The sequence below is a fragment of the Streptococcus oricebi genome (assembly GCF_017883985.1).
Classification (GTDB): Bacteria; Bacillota; Bacilli; order Lactobacillales; family Streptococcaceae; genus Streptococcus; species Streptococcus oricebi.
Genome location: NZ_PRDG01000002.1, coordinates 314763 through 337525, shown reverse-complemented (window position 1 = coordinate 337525; position 22763 = coordinate 314763). Strand labels below are relative to the sequence as shown.

The 22763-nt window shown below is 45.1% G+C and carries 22 protein-coding genes and 1 other annotated feature; of the genes, 3 read left to right on the top strand and 19 right to left on the bottom strand.

What is annotated here, in order from left to right; translation table 11 throughout:
- Positions 1-26: 26 nt before the first annotated feature.
- The 12 genes from C4K46_RS04275 to C4K46_RS04220 form a co-directional block, all read right to left on the bottom strand.
- On the bottom strand, positions 27-1103 hold the full coding sequence (locus C4K46_RS04275) for a carbamoyl phosphate synthase small subunit (RefSeq protein WP_209627640.1): 1077 nt from the start codon (positions 1101-1103) through the stop codon (positions 27-29).
- A gap of 44 nt (positions 1104-1147) precedes the next feature.
- Complete coding sequence (locus C4K46_RS04270; protein ID WP_209627639.1) at positions 1148-2068, bottom strand: aspartate carbamoyltransferase catalytic subunit; 921 nt, start codon at positions 2066-2068, stop codon at positions 1148-1150.
- 126 nt (positions 2069-2194) lie between these two features.
- Positions 2195-3466, bottom strand: coding sequence for a uracil-xanthine permease family protein (locus tag C4K46_RS04265; RefSeq protein ID WP_209627638.1), 1272 nt, complete (start codon positions 3464-3466; stop codon positions 2195-2197).
- A complete protein-coding gene (gene pyrR, locus C4K46_RS04260) occupies positions 3463-3990 on the bottom strand; it encodes a bifunctional pyr operon transcriptional regulator/uracil phosphoribosyltransferase PyrR (protein ID WP_209627637.1) in 528 nt (175 codons plus the stop codon). The genes C4K46_RS04265 and pyrR overlap by 4 nt, the downstream gene beginning before the upstream one ends.
- A gap of 321 nt (positions 3991-4311) precedes the next feature.
- Positions 4312-4938, bottom strand: a complete 627-nt coding sequence (locus C4K46_RS04255; RefSeq protein ID WP_209627636.1) for a Pr6Pr family membrane protein — start codon at positions 4936-4938, stop codon at positions 4312-4314.
- Positions 4939-4942: 4 nt separating this feature from the next.
- A complete protein-coding gene (locus C4K46_RS04250; RefSeq protein WP_209627635.1) occupies positions 4943-5275 on the bottom strand; it encodes a zinc ribbon domain-containing protein YjdM in 333 nt (110 codons plus the stop codon).
- 115 nt (positions 5276-5390) lie between these two features.
- Positions 5391-6191 (bottom strand): pyrroline-5-carboxylate reductase, encoded by an 801-nt coding sequence (proC, locus tag C4K46_RS04245; RefSeq protein WP_209627634.1) that lies wholly within the window; start codon positions 6189-6191, stop codon positions 5391-5393.
- Positions 6192-6194: 3 nt separating this feature from the next.
- Positions 6195-7457: a glutamate-5-semialdehyde dehydrogenase gene (locus C4K46_RS04240; protein WP_209627633.1), complete on the bottom strand. Its 1263-nt coding sequence runs from the start codon at positions 7455-7457 to the stop codon at positions 6195-6197.
- A gap of 12 nt (positions 7458-7469) precedes the next feature.
- The gene (gene proB / locus C4K46_RS04235; protein ID WP_209627632.1) at positions 7470-8579 is read right to left on the bottom strand and encodes a glutamate 5-kinase; all 1110 of its coding nucleotides are present in this window, start codon (positions 8577-8579) and stop codon (positions 7470-7472) included.
- A gap of 104 nt (positions 8580-8683) precedes the next feature.
- On the bottom strand, positions 8684-9580 hold the full coding sequence (locus tag C4K46_RS04230; RefSeq protein ID WP_209627631.1) for an RluA family pseudouridine synthase: 897 nt from the start codon (positions 9578-9580) through the stop codon (positions 8684-8686).
- A complete protein-coding gene (gene lspA / locus C4K46_RS04225; protein ID WP_209627630.1) occupies positions 9564-10031 on the bottom strand; it encodes a signal peptidase II in 468 nt (155 codons plus the stop codon). The genes C4K46_RS04230 and lspA overlap by 17 nt, the downstream gene beginning before the upstream one ends.
- A 5-nt stretch (positions 10032-10036) precedes the next feature.
- The gene (locus C4K46_RS04220; RefSeq protein ID WP_209627629.1) at positions 10037-10939 is read right to left on the bottom strand and encodes a LysR family transcriptional regulator; all 903 of its coding nucleotides are present in this window, start codon (positions 10937-10939) and stop codon (positions 10037-10039) included.
- Positions 10940-11238: 299 nt separating this feature from the next.
- Between C4K46_RS04220 and C4K46_RS04215 the strand changes: the two genes are divergently transcribed.
- The 3 genes from C4K46_RS04215 to C4K46_RS04205 are packed head-to-tail and all read left to right on the top strand — an operon-like array spanning position 11239 to position 17822.
- Positions 11239-15117 (top strand): KxYKxGKxW signal peptide domain-containing protein, encoded by a 3879-nt coding sequence (locus tag C4K46_RS04215; RefSeq protein ID WP_209627628.1) that lies wholly within the window; start codon positions 11239-11241, stop codon positions 15115-15117.
- Between the two features lie 57 nt (positions 15118-15174).
- Positions 15175-16788, top strand: a complete 1614-nt coding sequence (locus C4K46_RS04210) for a hypothetical protein (RefSeq protein WP_209627627.1) — start codon at positions 15175-15177, stop codon at positions 16786-16788.
- A gap of 50 nt (positions 16789-16838) precedes the next feature.
- Positions 16839-17822 carry an N-acetylmuramoyl-L-alanine amidase family protein gene (locus C4K46_RS04205; RefSeq protein ID WP_209627626.1) on the top strand — a complete coding sequence of 328 codons (984 nt, stop codon included), beginning with the start codon at positions 16839-16841 and terminating at the stop codon, positions 17820-17822.
- Positions 17823-17839: 17 nt separating this feature from the next.
- Here C4K46_RS04205 and C4K46_RS04200 read toward each other — a convergent pair whose 3' ends face one another.
- The 7 genes from C4K46_RS04200 to thiI form a co-directional block, all read right to left on the bottom strand.
- Positions 17840-18715 carry a GNAT family N-acetyltransferase gene (locus tag C4K46_RS04200; RefSeq protein WP_209627625.1) on the bottom strand — a complete coding sequence of 292 codons (876 nt, stop codon included), beginning with the start codon at positions 18713-18715 and terminating at the stop codon, positions 17840-17842.
- Positions 18716-18821: 106 nt separating this feature from the next.
- Positions 18822-19115, bottom strand: a complete 294-nt coding sequence (gene rpmA / locus C4K46_RS04195) for a 50S ribosomal protein L27 (RefSeq protein WP_002985110.1) — start codon at positions 19113-19115, stop codon at positions 18822-18824.
- Positions 19116-19133: 18 nt separating this feature from the next.
- Positions 19134-19478, bottom strand: coding sequence for a ribosomal-processing cysteine protease Prp (locus C4K46_RS04190; RefSeq protein ID WP_209627624.1), 345 nt, complete (start codon positions 19476-19478; stop codon positions 19134-19136).
- 17 nt (positions 19479-19495) lie between these two features.
- The gene (gene rplU / locus C4K46_RS04185; protein WP_209627623.1) at positions 19496-19810 is read right to left on the bottom strand and encodes a 50S ribosomal protein L21; all 315 of its coding nucleotides are present in this window, start codon (positions 19808-19810) and stop codon (positions 19496-19498) included.
- 34 nt (positions 19811-19844) lie between these two features.
- Positions 19845-19915: a sequence feature (ribosomal protein L21 leader region), on the bottom strand.
- 57 nt (positions 19916-19972) lie between these two features.
- Entirely contained in the window at positions 19973-20533 is a 561-nt protein-coding gene (locus C4K46_RS04180; protein ID WP_209627622.1) for a hypothetical protein, read from the bottom strand.
- 9 nt (positions 20534-20542) lie between these two features.
- A complete protein-coding gene (locus C4K46_RS04175) occupies positions 20543-21397 on the bottom strand; it encodes an alpha/beta hydrolase family protein (RefSeq protein WP_209627621.1) in 855 nt (284 codons plus the stop codon).
- Positions 21398-21507: 110 nt separating this feature from the next.
- Entirely contained in the window at positions 21508-22722 is a 1215-nt protein-coding gene (gene thiI, locus C4K46_RS04170) for a tRNA uracil 4-sulfurtransferase ThiI (RefSeq protein ID WP_209627620.1), read from the bottom strand.
- Positions 22723-22763: the final 41 nt, after the last annotated feature.

The following is a 22763-nucleotide window of genomic DNA, read 5'->3' as shown; positions in this document are numbered from 1 at the left end:
GCTTCTTCCTCCTTTTTCTGCTCAGGCTAGTCTGCTTGGAACTGATCTATCATTTTCATGAAATCATCAAACAAACTGCTAGCATCGTGGGGACCAGGGGCAGCATCAGGATGAAATTGGACCGAAAAGGCTGGGTAGCGACGGTGACGTAAGCCTTCAACTGAACGGTCGTTAATCTCCTCATGCGTAAGCTGCAAGTCCTCTGGCAAATCCTCGCGGCTAACGGCGAAGCCATGATTCTGACTAGTAAAGCTCACGCGCCCACTAGTCAAATCACGCACTGCATGGTTAAAGCCACGATGACCAAACTTCATCTTGTAGGTTTTGGCTCCATTGGCCCGGCTAAAGAGCTGGTGGCCCATGCAAATGCCAAAGAGGGGAAGCTTGCCCTGAATCCCTTGAATCATGGTCAGGGCTTCTGGTACATCTTCGGGATTTCCCGGTCCATTTGATAGGATGACACCGTCAGGGTGAAGTTGGAGGATTTCTTGGGCAGTCGTATTGTAGGGAACCACTGTCACGCTACAAGAACGTGCTACCAATTCTCGTAAGATAGAGTGTTTCAGGCCAAAATCTACCAGGACCAGATTGCGGCCAGTTCCCGGAATAAAATAGGAGGTCTTAGTTGAAACTTGCTTGATATTGTCCTGGGGCAGTAAGGTCGCCTGGAGTTGCTCCTTTATGTAGCTTAAATCGTCTCCCCGATTCAGCAAGGTTGCCTTCATGGTCCCATGTTGGCGAATCATCTTGGTTAGAGCCCTGGTATCAATCCCGGAAATTCCTGGGATATTCTTGGCTTTTAAAAACTCATCTAGGTTGGCCTGACTGCGCCAATTACTGGCAAGTCGAGCCCACTCATTGACAACAACTCCCTTACAGGTCGGACGGATAGACTCAAAGTCATCTCGATTGATGCCATAATTACCTACCACGGGATAGGTAAAGGTTAAAATCTGTCCGTTATAGGACTGGTCGGTAATCGACTCTTGATAGCCTGTCATACCTGTATTAAAGACCAGTTCTCCTGTTACCTCTATATCTGCGCCCAAGGCCTGTCCGCTAAAGACAGTGCCATTTTCTAAAACTAAGAATCTTTTTTGCATGCGCCCTCCTTTTAGACCGTTTGTAAGTCGATTGAGTGAAACTTCTACTGCTTGCGTCCCTTGAGAACTGCTTCGATAATGGCCATTCGGACAAAGACACCGTTGGTCATCTGCTCTACAATTCTGGACTTAGGAGCTTCTACAAGCTCATCAGCAATTTCAACATCGCGGTTAACTGGGGCTGGGTGCATAATAATGGCATGGTCCTGCATGCGGTCATAGCGCTCTTGGTTCAAACCATGCTCTCTGTGGTAGGCTGCCGTTGAGAAGTCACCATAGGTTTCATGACGTTCATGCTGAACCCTTAGGAACATCATTACATCTACCTTGTCAATGATTTGGTCGATGGTGACAAAGCTACCGTATTCTTCAAATTCTGGTGTCCGCCATTCCTCAGGTCCTGCAAAGTAAAGCTCTGCTCCCAGGCGTTTCAAAATCATCATATTGGACTTGGCTACCCGAGAGTGGGACAAGTCACCAGCAATAGCTACCTTCAAGCCTTCAAAACGGCCGAACTCTTGATAGATGGTCATCAAGTCCAGCAGGCTTTGGCTAGGGTGTTGGCCTGACCCGTCTCCACCATTGATAATGGAGGTGGTGATGGTTGGACTTTCAATCAATTCTTTATAGTAATCAACATGGGGATGACGAATCACACAGGCATCTACCCCCAGGGCAGACATGGTCAAAATCGTATCATAAAGGGTTTCTCCCTTATTGACCGAGCTCGTTTTTACATCGAAATCAAGCAAGTCACAGCCCAACTTTAACTCTGCTACTTCAAAGGCCTTGTGGGTCCGAGTGGAGGATTCAAAGAAAAGGTTGGAAACGATATGCTGGTCATCATACTGGACCTTGGCTCCATTTTTAAATTCAATTCCCCGCTTAATCAAACTAAGAACTTGATCATTGCTTAAGACTTCCATAGAGACCAGATGTTTAAGTGCGATTTGATTGGTAGACATAATTTTCTCCTTACTTGAGTATAGGCATAGTCCCAGCTTTGTTGCTAGGAAGGGTCAATCTACTAGTAGATTCGAGACGAGCAATGGGTAACTGATTTTGACCTAGTGTGAAACGCATTCCCCCTTTCAGGCCTTGTCTTTTGGCTCTGGCAAGAGCAGATAAAGGGCAATTCCTAATAGTGTCGAAAGAGCCACTCCCGAGATTTGCAGACCTGACAGTTGTAGGGTCAAGCCTCCAATTCCAGAAACCAGAATGACACTGGCGATCAGGAGGTTTTTCTTATTATCCATATCGACCTGTTTTTCAATCAGGATTTTCAGACCACTGGAGGCGATAACTCCAAAGAGGGCAATGGAAATCCCACCCAAGACCGGTCTAGGAATGGACTGCAAGAGGGCAGAGACCTTGCCGACAAAGCTCATGACAATAGCTAGGCTGGCTGCACCAGCAATCACATAGACACTATAAATCTTATTGAGGGCCATGACCCCGATATTTTCACCATAACTGGTAACCGGAGGCGCCCCTAGAAAACCAGCAACAATCTGGGCCAGACCATCACCAGCTAGGGTCTTATCTAGACCTGGCTCCTTAAAGAAGTCTTTTCCGGTCAGGCTATTTAGGACCATGACATGGCCGAAGTGTTCGGTCATGGTTACAAAGGCAATGGGAGCCATGGTTAAGATGGCGCTAGGATAGAATTTCAAGCCATAATGAACCAGGGGCAGCCTCATCGGAGGTAGGCTAAACCAGGAAGCCTTCTCTAGACCTGCAAAGGAAATGATTTCCTGGCCAGTCAACCAGCCCAAGACCAGAGCAAAGAGGTAGCCGACAATCAAGCCAAGCAAGATTGGAATGATGGCTAAAATTTTCTTGCCATAGATATTAAAGAGAATCACTGCCAGTAAGGTCACCATACCGATTAGAAAATAGCTAAGATTGTATGCCTTGTCCTTAAGCATCACATCATTGACTGCTGTCGTTGCAAGACTGAGACCAATTACCATGATGATTGGACCGACAACGACTGGTGGTAGGACCTTGTCTATCCAGGCATTGCCAGCGAATTTAACAATCCAGGCAACAATAAAGTAAACCAAACCACCAGTAATGGCTCCTTGGGCTACTGCCCCGATACCATCCGTTTTCATCAGCAACTGCATGGCCGTGATATAGGCAAAGCTAGATCCCATATAGGCGGGGATTTTATACTTGGTCACTGTCAAATGGGCCAGGGTTCCTAGACCACTAGAAAGGAGGGCCACTGCTGGATCAATTCCAACCAAGATTGGAACCAGAACGGTCGCCCCAAACATGGCAAAAAGGTGTTGGAAGGAAAGGCCTAAGAGAAGGCTAGCCTTGGGTTTATCGCTAACATCGTATCTGACTTGACTCATTTGCTAGCGCCCTCCACAATCAGGACCTGATCTCGGCCGTCCTCTTCCACCATCTGAACGACAATTTCCTCACTCAGGCTGGTCGGGATATTTTTACCTACATAGTCCGCTCGAATGGGCAACTCCCGATGGCCCCGATCGACCAAGACGGCCAGGCTGACCCGGGCTGGACGACCTAGACTGACTAGATTGTCAATAGCTGCTCGAATGGTCCGACCAGTATAGAGGACATCATCAATCAGGATGACATCCTTATCTGTAATATCGACCGGCATCTGAGTCGTGTCTTCTTGAACCTTGATATCATCGCGGAAAGGCTTGGTGTCCAACTCTCCCATAGGTAGGTTGAGATTTTCCAACTGGGCCAGCCGTTCCTGGATTCGCTTGGCGATATAGACTCCACGGGTCTTGATACCGACTAGAACCAGCTTTTCCAAGTCCTTATTGCGCTCAATAATTTCATAGGTAATGCGGGTGATGGCCCTTTTCATAGTTAATTCATCGACGACTTCTTTTTTCTTCATTTTTCCTCCTTGGACTAGACCCTGATTTTGATTTGACCATCGGGGAGCATTTCGAGGCTTGCGCCCTTCTTCTCCCTTGACAGGACAAGTTCAGAGTCTTCTAATTTAATTCTTTTCTATTTTTTTGCAAAGAAAAAGCCTCCATCAAGGAGGCTACAGAAAATGAAGATAGCAGTAAAATGAGTGTCCACTTACACTCCACCTCTATCATGTATTTTTCTCAGACTCCTTGGCTGTCTCACAGGACAGACTTAAAGGAACTTATTCGATTGACTATACTATACCACAGTCGAGTGGATTCTTCAAGTAAAAACTGTAAGATTATTCATTTTTTCGGCCCCAAATCAATTTTATCCCATAAAAGATAAAACCAGAAAGCAGATAGGCCCCAAAGATAATCAAGCACATCCGGACTACATAAGCCCAGCCAAACTTATTTACATTTAAGAAAAAGTAGGGAAAGGGATTGTCCTTGGAGTCTGGAATGGGAAGTTTGGTCACGAGGCCATTAAAAAGGGCGAAAACCATATAGATAATAGGAAGTAGAGTCCAGGCAATGGGATCGTACCAGCGGTACTGCTTGGTCTTATCAAAGATTAGGGTATCTAAGAGAAAACCTAGGGGAACAATATAGTGGCAGAGATAGTTTTCCAAACGGTGGAAATCAGTGGTCTTTGAGGCCAGCAGAAAATGATAGACCACACAGGTAATCATGATACACATGGTCACGCCCCCTTTTACCCGTAAAAGCTTGGCCGAGGACCAGTCCTTTCTTGACCGCCGCATCAAAAAGAGCAGATAGCCGGTAAAAAGAAGGACAAGCACGTTGGAAAGGACCGTATAGTACATAAGCATGCCCCAGCCAAACTTGGCAATCTCTAGGTAAACCCCGACAAAGGCCAGCAGAAAAAGCAGACTCCGGTAGGGCAAAATAAATCTTTCTTTCATCTAATTAGACCTTTTTTACAAATTCTGACTTGAGCTTCATGGCACCAAAACCATCAATCCTACAGTCGATATTGTGGTCGCCTTCAACCAGACGGATATTCTTCACCCGAGTTCCTTGCTTGATGTCCTTGGGCGCTCCCTTTACTTTTAAATCCTTGATAACGGTAACGGTATCGCCGTCAGCTAGCTGCTTGCCATTGGCGTCTAGCACGCGCAAGCCTTCCTCAGCTTGAACTTCTTCAGGATTCCATTCGTAGGCACATTCGGGACAGACCAGCAGGGCACCGTCTTCATAAACATAAGGAGACTGGCACTGGGGGCAGTTTGGTAATTGCATATTCTTCACCTTTTCTTTTCAGTTTTACTTGTATGCTATCCTTGTTAGGATACTGGTTTATTATACTCTATTTTTCGGGCTTTGACAATGGCTATAAGTTCTAGCTCTAACTAATCTAGCGGCCCAGGTCCTGTGCCTTTTGGTAGGAGGCTTCTAAGGCCTTAATCAGGCTGGCTCGAAAACCAGTCTCCTCTAGACTGACCAAACCTTCAATGGTCGCCCCGGCTGGACTTGTAACCTGGTCTTTTAACAGGGCTGGATGCAGGCCAGTCTCCTTGGTCATTTGGGCTGCACCCAAGACAGTCTGGCTAGCTAGGCTCAAGGCTAGGTGTCGAGGGAGGCCCAGTCTTACCCCCGCATCTGCCATAGTCTCAATAAAGGTATAGACAAAGGCTGGGCCGCAGCCTGCTAGGGCCGTTGCTGCATCTAAATCCTTTTCCTCTAATTGGATTAGCTGGCCAGCCCGCTCCAGTAAGTCTTCCAGAAGAAGCCGGTCACCTTCCACTACCTTCTCAGAGAGACTATAGCTAATCACACCCGCCCCTACTGTAATGGGAGTATTGGGCATAATCCGAATATAGCGGTGTTGTTGACCCGCTACTGCTGCCAAATCTGAGAGACGGACCCCTGCCGCCATAGAAACCAAGATTAAGGAGGGAGCTTGCTCTAGCTCTTCCTTATGCTCCTCTAGCAAATCCAAGACCTGCTTGGGCTTTAAGCCCAAAAAGATCATGTCTGCTTGGTTAAATACTTCTTGATTGCTAACAAGTCGTCCCCCAAACTCTTGGACTAGTTGTTCAGCCTTTTGGGGACTACGATTGGCCAAGAGAATCTCGTCCTGATCCGCCTTTTTCTCCAAAACCAGCCTGGCCAAGAGGGAGCCCATATTTCCCAAACCGATAAAAGCAATTTTCATTTTCTACCTCCTAATCTGGCCCTGACCTTCTATAATATACTTATAGGTCGTCAGCTCCGTCAAGCCCATGGGTCCTCTAGCATGAAGTTTCTGGGTAGAGATTCCCATTTCACAGCCCAAGCCAAACTGCCCACCATCCGTAAAACGAGTTGAGGCATTGACATAGACCGCAGCGCTATCAACCTGATCTGTAAAAGCCTGAGCGGCAGCCAAATCTTCTGTAATAATGGCGTCTGAATGGTGACTGCCATGCCGCTCAATATGTTCTACCGCAGCCTCTAAAGAAGGAAGGACCTTTACAGCTAGGATATAGTCCGAAAATTCCCGATCAAAATCACCAACTTGAGCCAACTTTCCCTTTATAAAAGAGCTGGCTGAAGCATCTAAGCGGAAGTCAACCGGCTCTTGACCTTGGGCCAAACGCTGGTCGACCAAGCGTTCATAAAGGGCCGGTAAGAAGGAAGGAGCCAGTCTCTCATGGACCAGACAGGTCTCAACAGCATTGCAGACAGAGGGGCGACTGGTCTTGGCGTTATCTACAATCGATAGGGCCAGCTCCAAATCCGCAGCCTGATCCACATAAATATGGCAAATCCCTGTCCCCGTCTCAATCACTGGCACCAGGGCATTTTCAACCACCGCCTGAATCAGACCCGCTCCGCCTCTAGGAATCAGAAGGTCTAAAAATCCCTTGGCCCTCATCAGACTATAGGCGCTAGATCGACTGGTATCGCTGACTAGCTGCAAGCAACTATCAGAAATCTCACTCTGGGCTAAACCTTCCTTGAGGGCAATAACGATGGCTTGAGCTGTACGATAGGCTTCCTTGCCGGTCCGCAAGATGACTGCATTGCCACTCTTGAGGGCCAGAACTGCCGCATCAGAGGTGACATTAGGACGGCTTTCATAGATAATTCCTACCACTCCCAAAGCCACTCTCTTTTTGCTGATTTTCAAGCCATTTTCTAGGTAGGAAGTTTCAATAACTTGACCGACTGGATCTTCTAGTTCAATCAAGGCCTCTATACCAGCAGCCATCTCTGCCAATCTAGCTTGATTCAGATAGAGCCGATCCAACATGACCTCGGAAATCTGTCCAGTAGCTGCTGCCATATCCGCCTGATTGGCCTCTAAAATCTTATCCTGGTGGGCCAAAAGAGCCTGGCTCATCAAGAGAAGGGCCCGATTTTTCTCCTCGCTACTGGCCCGGTTAATGGAGTGTTTAGCCTTTTGTAACTCTTCTAGTAAGATTTCTGTTGTATCCATGGCAATTCCTTTCTAAAATTCAGCTAAGAAGAAGGCAAGTTCCTCACTTAGGGAAATCCAGTCATCCCGATGAATGAGAATCCCCTTGGGTTTCTTGGCCTTAAGCAAGTCTTTCAAGGCCAGCTGGCCCAGCCTGACTCGGCCCTTGCCCAGCAAGCGGCCACTAGTCTGGTCATAGACACTGACGATGTCTTGATAGGAAAAAGAACCCTGACTAGCTAAGACTCCCGAAAGTAAGAGGCTCTTGCCTTCTGCTGTCAGAGCCTGACTGGCCCCTTGGTCCAGATAAAGCTTACCCCGGCTAGGAGCATAGAAAGCCAGCCACTGCTTTTGGGTCCGCATTCGCTTGATTTGGGCAGAAAAGAAGGTCCCCTGGTCCTGCCTCTTAGCTGCATTTAGCAGAGCTTCTTCTGGCAGGGAAGAACAAATATAGACCGGCACTCCCGCATTGGTTGCTAGGGCAGCTGCCTTGAGCTTGGTCAGCATGCCACCTGTGCCATTCTGACTACCCGCATCTCCAGCCATGGCCAGAAGTTTCCTTTCAATCCTGTCCACCCTCTCAATCCGCTGGGCTCCCTGGTCCTGACTGGGATTGGCCGTATAAAGACCGTCTACATCGGTCAAGAGAACCAAAAGATCCGCCTGGACCATGGCTGCTACCTGAGCACTCAAGCTATCATTGTCTCCCACCTTGAGCTCGGCAATCGCGACCGAGTCATTCTCATTGATGATGGGAATGGCCCCTCGATTTAAGAGGACAGCCAGAGCCTGGTGGGCATTTTGATAACGCCTCTTATCCGCAAAGTCATCTTGGGTCAAGAGCATTTGGGCCGAGACAATCTTTTCTGCCAGTAAATGCCGGGTATATTCTTCCAGCAAAAGCCCCTGACCAACTGCTGCTGCCGCTTGTTGGTCTGCAATTTTTCTGGGCCGTTTTCTAAAGCCTAGAGAGGAGAAACCAGCTGCTATAGCTCCCGAAGAAACCAAAATCAACTCATGACCAGCCTCATGGAGCAGGGTCAAATCCCGCGTTATTTTTTCTACTTTACTATGAGACAAACTCCCATCAGGATTAGTCAGAGAGCTGGTCCCGACCTTAAAGACAATTCGTTTATAATCCATACAAGCTCCATTTCCACTAGAATCATGACCTAGCAAGGCCTGGTTTACAATAAAAGGAAGGGAAGGTTTTAGCTGACCTTCTACTTCCTCCTTCTCAAAAATAGTTAGGACCTGGTCTTTCGCAACTTTTCTAAGGTTTCTTGGAAGACTGGGGGTAAATCCACCGAAAATTCTAGGTCTTGACCGGTCCTAGGATGGGTGAAACCAAGAGTCTTGGCATGTAAAAACTGCCCCTGGCCCTTTAGGGTTTTTTTAGGTCCATAGACCGGATCTCCTGCAATGGGGTGGCCAATATAGGCCAGATGCACCCGAATCTGATGGGTCCTACCCGTTTCTAGCTGCAATTCTAGGAGACTATAATCTCCAAAACGCTCCAAAACCTTAAAACGAGTCAAGGCCTCCTTGCCCTTGGCTGTAACCGCCTGCTTTTTGCGGTCCTTTTCACTCCGGCCAATCGGAGCCTCAATGACCCCCAAATCATTAGGAAGATTTCCATGGACCAGGGCCCAGTATTTCCTGAGAGACTTCTTGTCCTTTAACTCCTGAGCCAAGGCCAGATGGGCCTGATCATTTTTAGCAATCATGAGAAGACCAGATGTGTCCTTATCAATCCGATGAACAATCCCTGGCCGCAGGACCCCATTGATACTAGAGAGGTCCTTGATGTGGTACAAGAGGGCATTGACTAGGGTTCCCTGATTATGGCCAGGGCTGGGATGAACCACCATTCCCTGGGGCTTGTTTACCACAGCGACATCCTCATCCTGATAGATGATGTCAAGAGCTAGATTTTCCGGTTGATAGTCCACTAGCTCTGGTTCAGGTAGCTGATAACGAATGACATCCCCTAGCTGGACCTTGTACTTGGCCTTCTTGACCTGGCCATTGACCAAGACCTGGCCCTCTTTTATTTGCTCGTTGGCTAGACTGCGGGACAAGGAAGTCAAATCAGCCAAGGCCTTGTCCAGACGACTGCCAGCAGTTTCAATTTTTATTTTCATTTATTTCCTCTTTCACAAGGACCAAGAGGAGAATCAAGACTCCAAAGGTCAGATAGGTATCTGCTAGATTAAAGACCGCAAAATTTACAAAATCAAATTGGAACATATCCACGACAAAACCCTGACGCAGACGGTCAATAAAATTGCCCAGGCCTCCTGCTATAATCAAAAGGAGACCTGACAAGAGCCAGAGACTGCCCTTGATTTGCTTGATAAAGTACCAGCCAGCCCCTGCTAGAACCAAGAGGGTAATAATCGTAAAGAGGCCCTGCTGATTTTCCAGGATTGAAAAGGCAGCCCCTCGATTTTGCAGATAGGTTAGACTCATAATTGAAGGGAGAAAGGGCTTGACCTGACCCAGAGAGATGTACTTGACAACAGCCAATTTAACCAACTGATCCAAGCCAATCAGGACTAGGCCCAGCAAGGGGAAAAGTATTTTTCTATTCATAAATCCTAGTCCTTCTCCTGAAAATAGGTAGCCATTTCAGCCACAAAGGCCTGGCCGACAGAGCTCAAGTCTACATCTTCTCGCTTGACATAGACCATACGATTATCCCTATGGTCGTCCAGCTTGATAACAGTAATCCCATGAACACTGTTGCTGTCCAAAAAGCCTGAACCCGTAGCATAGGCATCGGTCCGCTCCAAAATCCCATTCAAGGTAGCCCGATCGGTCACATTGAAAATCTGGCAACTATCCTTGGTATCGACAAAGTTCTCAGAGTAATAGAGGTATTCGTCCTTCTCCTGGGTAAAACGAACGGTCGGAAGACCGACCAAGTCCTCCAAGGTCACCTGCTCCTTTTGGACTAGGGGATGGTTTTTCCTTAGATAGATATGGGTCTTAAAGGGAATAAGCTCAACCACTTCTAAGCCCAACTTATTGATTCTTTGCATCACACCCTTGCGATTCTGCTCATTGAGATAGATGATACCGATTTCGCTATGCCCTTGGGCCACCTCATCTAAAATTTGAACGGTGGTTGATTCAAAAATCCGAAAGTTCTTATCATTAGGATACTTCTTTGAAAAGGCTGTTATCAAAGGAGGGAGAAAGTCATAGTGTTGACTGGCGATGGAAAACTCATCTCTTTCCTCTTCTGGATTGGCATATTGATTTTGGAAAATATCAAAGCCCTTGACCAATTCGTGGGCCTTTTCATAAAATTCCATGCCCTTACGGGTCAAAAAGGTCCCGCTACTGGTCCGGCGAAAAATCTTAAAACCCAATTCCTTCTCCAAATCCCTGACAGAAATGGACAGGCTAGGCTGGCTGACATACATCTTTTCTGCCGCCTCTCGAAAGGTCCCACTATTGGCAATGGCGACTACATAACGTAATTGTTGAATATTCATGACTCATTCCTCTTTAAAGTATGGCTATATTATATCATAAAAGCCCCCATAACAAAATCCTCCAGCTAGAAAGGGCTGACTAGCTCCTATTTACAAAACTTCCAGTGGGCTAGACCTCTATTTATTGCTAACTATAATATATCAATATTTTTACTTTGACATTCAAAGTATCTCATATTATAATATGTAAAGAAATTCTATGGAATTTCTATTGGAAAATAGAAATGGCTATTTAAAGGGGAGGACTATTTCTATCGCACAGTCCTTGAAGACTTTCATCACCACATAAGGAGGAAAAAATGAAAGTAATCACACGCTTTAAGTTGCACAAGGTGAAAAAACAATGGGTCACCATTGCTAGCACTGCTGCAATCGCTTTAACTGCCCTAGCCGGTGCAGGAGCTGTCCAGGCTGAGGACAAGGCCAGCCAAACAGAGGCACAAGTCCAAGAAGTCCAGACCGCCCCGAGTGAGCAAATAGGAATCCAAGCTGATCCGGGCCAAGATTTGGAAGCTACCCAGGAAAATCCCGCAGAAACCAAAGCTGAGCAGGAAGTAAAAAACCAAGAGGAAGAAAAGACTCCCCTAAATGATTCCCAGGCCGCTGAAGCAGGGCCTAAAGAAAAAGAGGCGCAGGCGCCAGCTAAGCCTGAAGAGGCCAAAGAGACCAGTGATGAAAAAGCAAAAGAAGCTAGTCCGGAAAAGACAGAGAAAAAGACAGGCCTCATCACCGAAAACGGCAATAGCTATTACTTTGACGAGAATGGCAAGCAAGTAAAAGACCAACTTGTGACAATCGATGGTAGCAACTACTATTTCGACAAGGACAGCGGTCGCATGGCTACCGATACAGAGGCCACCATTGATGGCAAGATTTACTACTTCAATTCTACTGGTAGACAGGTAAAAGACAGGTTTATCGAGATTCTGGATGACACTACTCATCTAGCAAAAACCTATCACTACTATGATGAAAATGGAGAAAAAGTAAAAAATCGTTTTGTTCAAATCACTTATAAAAATTTCCCACCTACCCGCATTATCAAGGGCTCTTGGGTTTATTTCGATGCCGATGGAAACGCTGTAACCGGCTGGCAGGTCATCGATGGGAAAAAGACATACTTTACCGATGGTAGCTATAACAATATCCGCCAAGTCCGCGGTGAAATCTGGAAGATTGATGGCAAGGACTACTATTTTGATAAGAATGGGTCATTAGTGACCAACCGCAAGGTTGTCTATAATGACCAGGTTTATAAAGTAGACGAAAACGGCGTAGCCAGTCTGACCAATGAAGTGGCTCCCGAGGAAATTCCAAATGATTTAAAAAATAGTTTTTATACTAGCAATAAGAGACATACCTACTACTTTGATGCCAATGGCCAAAAAGTCACTGGTTGGCAAACCATTGAAGGCAAAGAATACTTCTTTAAGGAAGACGGCAGACGACTTGAAGGAGAGTTTATCAAGCGCGATGGCAAGGAGTATTACCTGACCAAAGACGACGGTGAAATCGCTCGCGACCAGACAGCCTATCTCGACTCAGAAAAAGGTTTCTTGGGCTTTGACCAAGATGGACAAATCCTCAAAAATCAAATCATCGAAAGATACGGCATCCTTTATCAGACAGATGACAAGGGACGCGCTAGCAATATCACTGCGAAAAATGCTTTCGTCACTGATTACAAGGGTAAAAAATATTATGTCAACGAAAAAAGTGAGTTAGCTAATGGTTTCTACGAAGTGGACGGCAAGAAATGGTACTTCCTCCAAGGTGAACAACTCAAGGGTGGATTTTTCCAAATTGGATGGAACACCTACTACTTTGATGCTGATGGAAAGCGGGCAAACGGCTACCAGACTATTGATGGCAAGAAATACTACTTTGCTCCAGACGGCAAACTGCTAAAAGGAACGGGCCTTGACCAAGACGGAAACACTATTTCATCAAACGAAGAAACAGGCGAAATCGTTGAGCAAGCTGAAGAACAGAAAAAAGGCTTTGTCAAAGAAGATGATGGCTACTATTACTACGATGACAAGGGTGAGAAAGTCAAAGACTTACAGACGATTGATGGTAAAGTTTATTATTTTGATGATAAGGGCAGATTATACAGGAACATTCTTTTTAAACTTGATAGCGGTACCTATTATTTTTCTAAGGAGACCGGAGAAGCTTTAACCAACCAATTTAAGGTTACTGATTATCATGGAACCTACTACTTCGGTGCCGATGGGAAAGCTTTAGCAGGAGGTTATCATACCATTGGCAACAAGACCTATTATTTTCTAAAAGATGGTGAAATGGCTCAAGGCCGATTTGTCGAAATCGATAATGATAATTATTACTTTGATGAAAAGGGGCAGCTTCTCCATAATCAATTTCTTCGTCGCAATAACGGCGCTATCATTGCTTATCTAGATAAGGACGGCAAAGCTCTTACTGGTCTTCAAACTATTGACGGAAAGACATTTTATTTTGATGAGAGTGGCTACGCAGAGCAAGGAAACATCGTAAAAATAGACCAAGACATTTATTATTTTGATCCAGACACTAGCGAAATGGTGACCAATCGTTTTGTCTATAGTTACGAAAAATGGAAATATAAAGAGGCGGCTTGGTATTACCTAGGAGCTGACGGCAAGGCCCTCAAAGGCTATCAAACCATCGATAATATTCACTATTATTTCAACCAAGAAGGAAAACAGCTAAAAGGTCAAGGCTTTGACCATGAGGGAAAAACTGTTTTAACTGATGAACAAAGTGGAAAAATCCTTGAAAAAGATCAGTGGCCAAAGGCTAACAGTTTCAACCAAAGAGCTGACGGAAAATGGTATTATATCAATGATAAGCTCGAACTCGTTAAGGGTTGGCAAACCATTGACGGCAAAAAAATGTACTTCCGCGAGGACGGCAGTCAGGTCAAGGGAGAATTTATCGACATTGATAGCAAGCGATACTACTTTGACCAAGACAGCGGAGAAATGTGGACCAATCGCTTTGCTGGCAAGCTTGAACGCAATGAAGAGTTCCGCGCCAACTATACCGACTGGTACTATCTAGGTAGTGACGGTGCTGCCCTGACCGGTCCGCAAATCATTGACGGGAAAGAATATCGCTTCTACAACAAGGGAAAGCAACTAAAAGGAGTTGCCTGGCTAAATGAGGATGACAGATATTCATTTTACGATAGAGACACTGGTGAACTCGTTCGTAATGATTTCCACTATGTAGGAGCTCGTTCCTTCAACACCTACGCTCCTTATCTCAATGGCTATATTTATCTAGATGCTGATGGAAAGATTGCTCGTGGCTGGCAAACTATTGATGGCAAAAAGATGTATTTCGAGCAATTTTCCGATGCTGGTGAAGGAAGGATTTACCTCCAAGTCAAAGGGAAAATTCTTAAAATTGACGGAAAACTCTACTACTTTGACGAAGACACGGGTGAAATGGTGACCAATCAAAATGTCTATTATAAAAATAAAGACTATCGAATAGATGAAAACGGTGTTGCTACTGCTGTGGATGAAGATTTAGACGAGACTTTGCCCACTAACAAGAAAAATACTTTTTATCTAAGTCATAAACAATATTGGTATTATTTCGATGAAAATGGAAAACCAGTGACTGGTTGGCAAACAATCAAGGGACAACGTCTCTACTTCACTGAACGTTTCAGACAAGTCAAAGGAGATTACGTTACTGTAAACGGCAAGAAGTACTATTTGGATGGGGGAAGCGGTGAAATTGTTCGTGATGCAGTGGTTCAAATCGGTGATTACCGCAACAACACTTACAGCTACTTTGACAAAGACGGACAGCTAGTCAAAGATACTCGTATCAATTACTACGGCAAAATTTATCAAATAGATAAAGACGGAAAAGCGACTGAAATCAAGCAAATCAACACCTTTGCTAGCGACGAACAAGGGAATTGGTACTATTTTGACGAAAAAGGAAGCAAAAAAAGCGGATTTCAAGTAATCAACGGTAGCAAGTACTATTTCGATACCAATGCACCCTATGCACAAGTCAAAGGACAACTGATTGAAATCGGGGGCAAATCCTACTACTTCGATCCTGCTAGCGGCGAACTTTGGACCAATCGTAGCCTGAGCTATGAAGGGAAAAATTATCAAATAGATAAGGACGGGGTAGCGACCTTGGTTCAATAAGCTTGACAAGGGGCTCAAAGGAGTCCCTTGTTTTTTCAAAGGAAAAGAGGTATAAAAATGGATAAAAAAGATCTTTTAAGATTCCTTCCCTCCAAAAAAGCTGGCTATTTTTTGGCAGCCAGTCTCCTTGCTAGCTTGGCTACTAGCAATCCCCTTCTAGCAGACCAAATCCAGCAAGGGGAGGCAATTACTGAACAAAGTCAAAGTGCTAGCCAAGAGGACCCCGTCGCAAATACACAAGCAAGCCAAGAAGAAACTGAAAATTCTGTCGGGCTTGAAGCAGGCCAGACAGAAAGGGACAAGCGAAGGAATGAACAGGCACAAGATGGAGAGCAAGAAGCCGAAAGCAAGGTGACAGACACAGCAGAAAGTCAAAATGCTCCCCAAGAGCAAGAAAGCGAAGAGCTAAAGGCCCAAGAAAAGACCGAAGAAGATTCAGAAAAGCTGGATAAAGCACTGGCTAGAGAGGCTTCCGACCAGGCTCCTAAGGCAAATGGCTTCTATCAAGGGGCTGATGGAAACTGGTACTACTATAAGGACAAGCAAGAACCAGTCACTGGCTGGCAGACCATTGAAGGAAAGAAAATGTACTTCCGCGTGGACGGCAGCCAGGTCAAGGGAGACTTTATCTATGACAATGGCAAAAAATATTATTTCGATCAAGACACAGGCGAACTCTGGACCAACCGCTTTATTTATAAACCCGGTTCTAATGACCATTATAAGAGTTTTACCAACTGGTACTATCTAGGAACGGACGGCACTCCTCTTACGGGTTACCAAACAATTGATGGCAAGAAATACTACTTCAACAGTTCAGGAGAGCAACTGAAAGGAACAATCCTTGGCGAGGACGGAAAGCTGATTTCAGCAGACCAACAGACCGGAGAAGTGATTGAAACCAAGGGTTTACCAAAAGCAAATAGCTTTTACCAAGACGCTAATGGAAAATGGTACTATTATAATGATAAGCAAGAACGGGTCACTGGTTGGCAGACCATTGACGGAAAGAAAATGTACTTCCGTAAAGACGGCAGTCAGGTCAAGGGAGACTTTATCTATGATAATGGCAAAAATTATTACTTTGACCAAGATAACGGTCAAATGTGGACTAATCGTTTCGTCCAAAGCCCTCATTTCGATTCCTATTACAAATATTACTATAAGTATTGGTACTATCTAGGTGGCGATGGTGCCACTGCGACTGGCTATCAAACCATTGATGGAAAAGAATACTATTTTTATAGAAGTGGTATGCAAGCTAAAGGGCATGTTGTCAGAACTGAAATCGGTGACAACTATAATTATTACGACGATGAAAGCGGTGAGCTAGTACGCAATCAATTCCGCCGAATCTATGATTTCACATTCTGGTTGGAGCATATCCCCTTCTATGCAGGAAGAAGAGATTTAGGAGTCTACATGTATTTCGATGCTAACGGTAAGTCTGTCTCTGGTTGGCAAACCATTGACGGCAAGAAAATGTATTTCCACATTTTTCCAGATAGCTCGATAAAAGCGCCTGTACAAGTCAGAGGAAAACTGATTGTAATCGAAGGAAAATCCTACTACTTCGATCCCACCAGCGGCGAACTCTGGACCAATCGTAGCCTGAGCTATGAAGGAAAAAATTATCAAATAGATAAGGACGGAGTGGCAAGCTTGGTTTAAGGAACTCAAGTAAGCCCCTGCCCTTCACAAGGCAAAAGAGAGGAGAAAAGATGAAGCAAAAAATGATTTTCCAAGAGATAAGAAAGCAAAAACTCCCCTACCTACTGGCTGTTAGTATATTGCTGACCTTAGCTAGCAGTAGAGTCATTCTAGCAGAGGAAAGCCAAGCAATAAAGGAAACCGAGCAAGGCCAGACCATTACCATAGAAGGCATAGACTCGAGCCAAACCGAGAGAGCCACTAGCCTAGTCCCAGCCCCAGAGCCAGTACCTAGTAGCAATCGCTTTGTGAGCGGCGCCGACGGCAACTGGTACTACTACAATAGTCAAAATCAGAAAGCGACCGGCTGGCAGGTTATTGACGGGGTTCAGCTCTACTTTGACCCAGAGGGCAGACAAGCCAAGGGCAAATTTGTCAACTTTGGCGGCGATAGCTACTATTTTGATAAGGATAGCGGCCGCATGTATGCCAATGAAAAGGCCACTATTGACGGTAAAGAATACTACTTTGATGAAAATGGGCGCCTGCGCAAAAATCAATTTTACTATGTCTATATCCCAATCAGCCGCTATATGTCAGACTTCAGCCACTTTATCTATCTGGACAATGAGGGGCAAAAGGTGACTGGCTGGCAGACTATCAATGGACAAAGACTTTATTTCGACGAGCGCGGACACCAAATCAAGGGCAACATCAAAGAATTTGACGGGCGTTACTACTACTTCGACCTTCATACCGGCGAGGCCAAGAGAAACACTCTCGGACAGTATAGCCTTGGAAAATTCAGTGGCGGACGTGTTTTTGTAACAGAGGACGGACAATTAGCCTCTGGCTGGCAAGTCGTTGACGGCAAGAAGATGTATTTCCAAGACCAGGGACACACTTATCCAACCCAAATCCGTAATGAACTAGCAACCATCGACGGAAAACTTTATTATTTCGACGATAACGGCCAACTTCTGACCAATCAAACCATTCAATATTACGACAAAACCTACCAGCTCGACCAAGACGGGGTAGCGACCCAAATATAAAAAATCTCCCAGTTTTATTAAACTGGGAGATTATCTTTTTTTAGATAAACAACCTCTGTGCGTTCAACAAAGCCTAATTTGCCATAGAGTTTGCGGGCTGCTTGATTCTCTTCTTCAACGACGATTTGGAAATCCCAATTGTTTTTTTCCTGCAAATCATTGATAAGACTTTTCATTAGATAGGTTCCAAAGCCTTGCCCCTGATATTTCTCATCAATAGCTAGGCCAAAAAGGTGATTGACCTTGTCTGAACTATCTACTGTAGCTGAGCCGATAAGTCGCTCCTTATAGGAAAGGACATATAAGAGAGTAGCGGGATTTTCCACTGACTGCTGGGCATAGAGACGGGCCGTCTTAATATCATCAGCAAAAGCCTCTGACTGAAAGCTAGCAATCTCCTCAATCATACTAGCGTCTGCCTGCTTAAGCGCTAGGGCAGGATTTTCCTCCAAATCATCGTACCTTTTAGAGGTTTGGGTCAGCCAAATTTCACTTCCGTCTAGGAGGCTCAGTTGGCAATTAGCACAAAAATCTGGCTGACTAGCTAGGAAAACTTTTTCTGTCACAAATTCCAAATCAGTCAAGACATAGCGGGCAGCCAAATCGTCTAACTTTTCCAAAAGCGAGGTCATCAAACCCTGTCTACGATGGCTTGGTCGAACATAAAGGCTAACTTCTGCCTCATGTGGCTCATCAGCATAGAGATAGGCAAAGGCGACTAGATTCTCTGCTTCATAAGCTAGTAGAAAAGCAGGCATGCTTCTATCCACATTGTAAGTCGTTGCCAGATAAGGCTGACTAAAACTTCCGTCAGCTTGATGGCAAATTTCCACCAAATCCTGCATGTCTTCTACTTCTTTAGTTGTCGGATTGACAATTTCTTTGACAATCATAAATTCTCCTGTTTTTTATTACAAACTTGCTAATCTTTTTATCGTCCATAACTAGATCTTTGAGGATTAGATATACAAAAAGCCCTCTTGACAAGGGCCTTGATAATTATTTCGCAACTGGGTATACTGATACTTGTTTCTTGTCGCGACCTTTGCGTTCGAAGCGTACTACGCCTTCAACTTTCGCAAACAAAGTGTCGTCTCCACCGCGACCAACATTTACACCTGGGTAGATGTGGGTACCGCGTTGACGGTAAAGGATAGATCCACCGCTTACGGTTTGTCCGTCAGCTGCTTTAGCTCCAAGACGTTTTGCTTGTGAATCACGTCCGTTAGATGTAGAACCTCCACCTTTTTTGTGGGCGAAAAGTTGCAAGTTAGCAAGATTCATTTTCAACATAATGTTTTTCCTCCGTTGTTAGTTTTCTGTGATAAGTCTTGTTTGGACGAACTCGCTAGAGTCCTCCGATAAGTTTGCCATACCTAGGAAAAATGATTCAAAGAAAAGTTGAGTCATCTCTCTTTGGTGCTCTGGTAGATTCTCTGGGATTTGGACCCTGAAAAAACCACCGGCTTCTTGGTCTAATTCTAAGTTGGGCTCATAACCTGCGAATTTCTCAATCGAATTGACAAAGTTAATAGCTAGGGTCGAAGCCGCTGCACACACAACATCTAAGCCGTATTCACCACTTGCAGCGTGTCCACTAATCTCTGCTCGCCTCAGCTCACCGTCTGCGGCTCTTTCAAAGACTGCTTGTATCATGTGTTTTACCTCAAAAATTAAGCCTTGATATCCTTGATGACAACTTTTGTATATGGTTGACGGTGACCTTGTTTACGGTGGCTACCTTTTTTAGGTTTGTACTTGAAGGTAACAACTTTCTTTTGCTTACCTTGCTTTTCAACTGTTCCAACAACAGTAGCTCCCTCAACAAGTGGAGTTCCGACAACAGTCTTTTCACCACCAACAAGAACAACTTCGTTAAATGTCACTTCTTGACCAGCTTCAACGTCTAATTTCTCAACGTAGATAGCTTGACCAACTTCAACTTTCACTTGTTTTCCGCCAGTTTTTACGATTGCGTATGTGCTCATTATGCACCTCCTATGATTTTTTGGGGATTTCCCCGATTTTGTGAAGACTCGCCTTGCATCGTGGGACAAACCTCTTAGACGATGTTCGAGCGGTTGCACAGGCTGTGCATAGTCAACTCTCTAAGTATAGCATGATTGACAAGGAATAGCAAGACTTAGGGGTTATTTTTTCCGCTTCTTGGCAAAGATTGGCTGACCGTGCTCATAGAGGAGAATATCCGCTTTAAATAGCTTGATAAAAAGACCCAAATAGAGCTTTTTCAGTTTAAAAAAGCAAAATAACATTAGGTGAAAAACTAATAGAAAGAGAGCAACAATGATAAATTTATGATATGTTTCCTCTAATATTTTTATATTAAAAGGAGGAAATATGTAAACGATGATAGCAACAATGATTATCATTAACCATAGAAAAAAACTACCCCAAAGGATTTGTCCTAGTAAGTAAAGAGCTTGCAGGATTTTGTTTCTTCGGCTATAGATTTCCAGGTATGCTTTAGTATGCTTTTCAAAAGCTGGAAGAAAGACACTCCCCTTGTGATTGCTATATTCTCTTAATTCTGGCTGAGCATGATAGCCCGCTAAATGAAAGAGCTTATAGAGTAACTCTCGCATAATGAGATAAGAAGCGACTGGAAAGAACCAGTAAACTCTTGTAACTAAGCCCCAGGCGGAGAGAATGATATTTGCTGTTGCTAATAGGAAGAATAAAAAAGTCAACATCTGCCCCTCCTAATTCTCGCTAGCCAGGCGCTCCTTGAGATAGGCTTCCGCTGCTACCATTGCCTCGTCTGCTTGGCTAGCGTTTAAAATATGTCCTGCACCAGCGATTTTCACAAGTCGGGCATGGGGAAAGGCTTGCTCTGCCCGCTCGGCGTAAGATAGAGGGACAATGTCATCATCCGTCCCTTGGATAATCAAGGTTTCCTTCTGAAATTTTGTCATAGTCTGATAAATATCATAATCCAGTAAATTTTCAAAATAAACTTTGCCGAGATTGCTACCACGATGATTGTAAACAGCTGGAATGTCCTCTTTGCTCTTAAAGAGTTGACGGGCATCATCAAAAAGGACAAAGGCTGCATTCATGGTAATGAGCCCCTTAATATCTGAGGCATGCTCAGCTGCAACCAAGGTCGAAACCACGCCGCCTTGGCTAAAGCCTGCTAGAAAAATGTTGTTGGCATCTACGTAATCCTGCCTTTTGAGCGTGGCCAGAACGGCATTGAGGTCGGCTTGCTCAGTAAAGACTGACATCTCAAGCATACTGCCACCGCTCCGACTAGATTGGCTGCCACCGACAAAATCAAAGGAATAAACCAAATAACCTTTCTTTGCTAGAGCTTCAGCATAGCCGTCCATAAACTCTAAAGTATTGCCAAAACCGTGCGACAAGATAAGCAAGGGCAACTTGTGGTCTTGATAACCTGCCGGCGCAGTCAACTGTCCATAAATATCATAATTATCACGTTTGATACTAAAATTTTCCTTGACAAGATTTTCATTGGGCAGAAGCTCGACCTTGCTTTGGCTGGAAGTTTCTTTTTCCTCCCAATGACTGCTACCTGTGCTTGATACGGTAGTCATTTTCTGAATATCTTTTTTTGCTTGATTTTTGGGTAAAAAGAAAAGGAGAGTTACAATTCCCGCCAGCAATAAAAGGAAAATTGCCAGGAACCAAAGACTTTTCTTTTTTATCATAGTAAGCCCTCAATCAAGTCATCGACTTCATCGCTCTGGACTTGGGGAGTAATTTCACTAATCTTGATTCCCGCTACTGCTCGCTCAACCAAGCCCTCAATATCTAAGCGCTTTTCGTACTGCTCGACGTTTTTAATCTTGGGATTGGTCTTGGGCCGGTCAGGCGCAAAGATGGTACAGCAGTCCTCAAAAGGCTGGATAGAGAGCTCAAAGGTGTCAATTTTTTCAGCAATCTCAATGATTTCCAGCTTGTCCATAGTGACGACTGGTCGAATAACTGGCGTTGTGGTCACGGCGTTAATGGCCTGCATAGACTCTAAGGTCTGGCTAGCTACCTGGCCTAGACTTTCCCCATTGATAATGACTAGACCAGCCCGTTCTTCACGAATGCGGTCGGTAATTCGCATCATAAAGCGCCGGGTCAGGGTCATCAGATAGGCTTCGGGCGTTTTATTTTTTATTTCTTCTTGTATCTCGGTAAAGGGGACCTCGATAAACTGGATGTTGCCGCCAAACTTGGTTAATTTACGGGCCAAGTCCTGGGCTTTTTTCAGGGCGCCGGGACTGGTATAAGGGGGGCTAGCAAAGTGGACTGCCTCAATCTCAACCCCTCGCTTCAGGGCCAGGTAGCCTGCAACAGGCGAGTCGATACCGCCAGACAGCATCAGCATACCCTTGCCAGAACTACCGACTGGTAAGCCTCCTGCTCCCTTAACGGTCTCATAGGAAAGGTAGGCTGCTTCTTCGCGGATTTCCACGCGCAACTCCAGATCTGGCTTTTTCATCTGGACCTTGGCATAGGGTAGGGTCCGAAAGACCGTATCACCCAGGGTCTGGTTGAGCTCGCGGCTATCTAGTTCAAAGCTGTGGTCACTTCTCCTGCTGGAAATCTTAAAGGTCATCCCCTCCTGGTAGATGGTTGGCATGAGCTGGCTAACAGCCTCAATCAGGGCAGCTCTTGATTTTTCAATCCGATAAGAGGGAGAGAAATTTTGAATCCCAAAGACCTGCTTGAGCGACTCGGCTACTGGCTGATAGTCTGCCCCATGGAGGTAGACATGGGCCCGGTCTCGATCTGCCATGACCTGAACCTGGGGATAGATGGATAAGACATCTTGGATATTTTTCTTGAGTTTATTGATAAAACGCATGCGGTTCTTTCCCTTGGTGGAAAGCTCGCCATAGCGAATCATAATTTCTGAATATTGCATATTTGGTCTGGGGAGCTGGGCCGCCTTGACTGGCTTAGAGC

What these genes read in the sequence shown, in the direction of transcription:
- C4K46_RS04275 (WP_209627640.1), bottom strand. Translation starts at nt 1,103, where the DNA reads ATGCAAAAAAGATTCTTAGTTTTAGAAAATGGCACTGTCTTTAGCGGA.
- C4K46_RS04270 (WP_209627639.1), bottom strand. Translation starts at nt 2,068, where the DNA reads ATGTCTACCAATCAAATCGCACTTAAACATCTGGTCTCTATGGAAGTC.
- C4K46_RS04265 (WP_209627638.1), bottom strand. Translation starts at nt 3,466, where the DNA reads ATGAGTCAAGTCAGATACGATGTTAGCGATAAACCCAAGGCTAGCCTT.
- pyrR (WP_209627637.1), bottom strand. Translation starts at nt 3,990, where the DNA reads ATGAAGAAAAAAGAAGTCGTCGATGAATTAACTATGAAAAGGGCCATC.
- C4K46_RS04255 (WP_209627636.1), bottom strand. Translation starts at nt 4,938, where the DNA reads ATGAAAGAAAGATTTATTTTGCCCTACCGGAGTCTGCTTTTTCTGCTG.
- C4K46_RS04250 (WP_209627635.1), bottom strand. Translation starts at nt 5,275, where the DNA reads ATGCAATTACCAAACTGCCCCCAGTGCCAGTCTCCTTATGTTTATGAA.
- proC (WP_209627634.1), bottom strand. Translation starts at nt 6,191, where the DNA reads ATGAAAATTGCTTTTATCGGTTTGGGAAATATGGGCTCCCTCTTGGCC.
- C4K46_RS04240 (WP_209627633.1), bottom strand. Translation starts at nt 7,457, where the DNA reads ATGGATACAACAGAAATCTTACTAGAAGAGTTACAAAAGGCTAAACAC.
- proB (WP_209627632.1), bottom strand. Translation starts at nt 8,579, where the DNA reads ATGGATTATAAACGAATTGTCTTTAAGGTCGGGACCAGCTCTCTGACT.
- C4K46_RS04230 (WP_209627631.1), bottom strand. Translation starts at nt 9,580, where the DNA reads ATGAAAATAAAAATTGAAACTGCTGGCAGTCGTCTGGACAAGGCCTTG.
- lspA (WP_209627630.1), bottom strand. Translation starts at nt 10,031, where the DNA reads ATGAATAGAAAAATACTTTTCCCCTTGCTGGGCCTAGTCCTGATTGGC.
- C4K46_RS04220 (WP_209627629.1), bottom strand. Translation starts at nt 10,939, where the DNA reads ATGAATATTCAACAATTACGTTATGTAGTCGCCATTGCCAATAGTGGG.
- C4K46_RS04215 (WP_209627628.1), top strand. Translation starts at nt 11,239, where the DNA reads ATGAAAGTAATCACACGCTTTAAGTTGCACAAGGTGAAAAAACAATGG.
- C4K46_RS04210 (WP_209627627.1), top strand. Translation starts at nt 15,175, where the DNA reads ATGGATAAAAAAGATCTTTTAAGATTCCTTCCCTCCAAAAAAGCTGGC.
- C4K46_RS04205 (WP_209627626.1), top strand. Translation starts at nt 16,839, where the DNA reads ATGAAGCAAAAAATGATTTTCCAAGAGATAAGAAAGCAAAAACTCCCC.
- C4K46_RS04200 (WP_209627625.1), bottom strand. Translation starts at nt 18,715, where the DNA reads ATGATTGTCAAAGAAATTGTCAATCCGACAACTAAAGAAGTAGAAGAC.
- rpmA (WP_002985110.1), bottom strand. Translation starts at nt 19,115, where the DNA reads ATGTTGAAAATGAATCTTGCTAACTTGCAACTTTTCGCCCACAAAAAA.
- C4K46_RS04190 (WP_209627624.1), bottom strand. Translation starts at nt 19,478, where the DNA reads ATGATACAAGCAGTCTTTGAAAGAGCCGCAGACGGTGAGCTGAGGCGA.
- rplU (WP_209627623.1), bottom strand. Translation starts at nt 19,810, where the DNA reads ATGAGCACATACGCAATCGTAAAAACTGGCGGAAAACAAGTGAAAGTT.
- C4K46_RS04180 (WP_209627622.1), bottom strand. Translation starts at nt 20,533, where the DNA reads ATGTTGACTTTTTTATTCTTCCTATTAGCAACAGCAAATATCATTCTC.
- C4K46_RS04175 (WP_209627621.1), bottom strand. Translation starts at nt 21,397, where the DNA reads ATGACTACCGTATCAAGCACAGGTAGCAGTCATTGGGAGGAAAAAGAA.
- thiI (WP_209627620.1), bottom strand. Translation starts at nt 22,722, where the DNA reads ATGCAATATTCAGAAATTATGATTCGCTATGGCGAGCTTTCCACCAAG.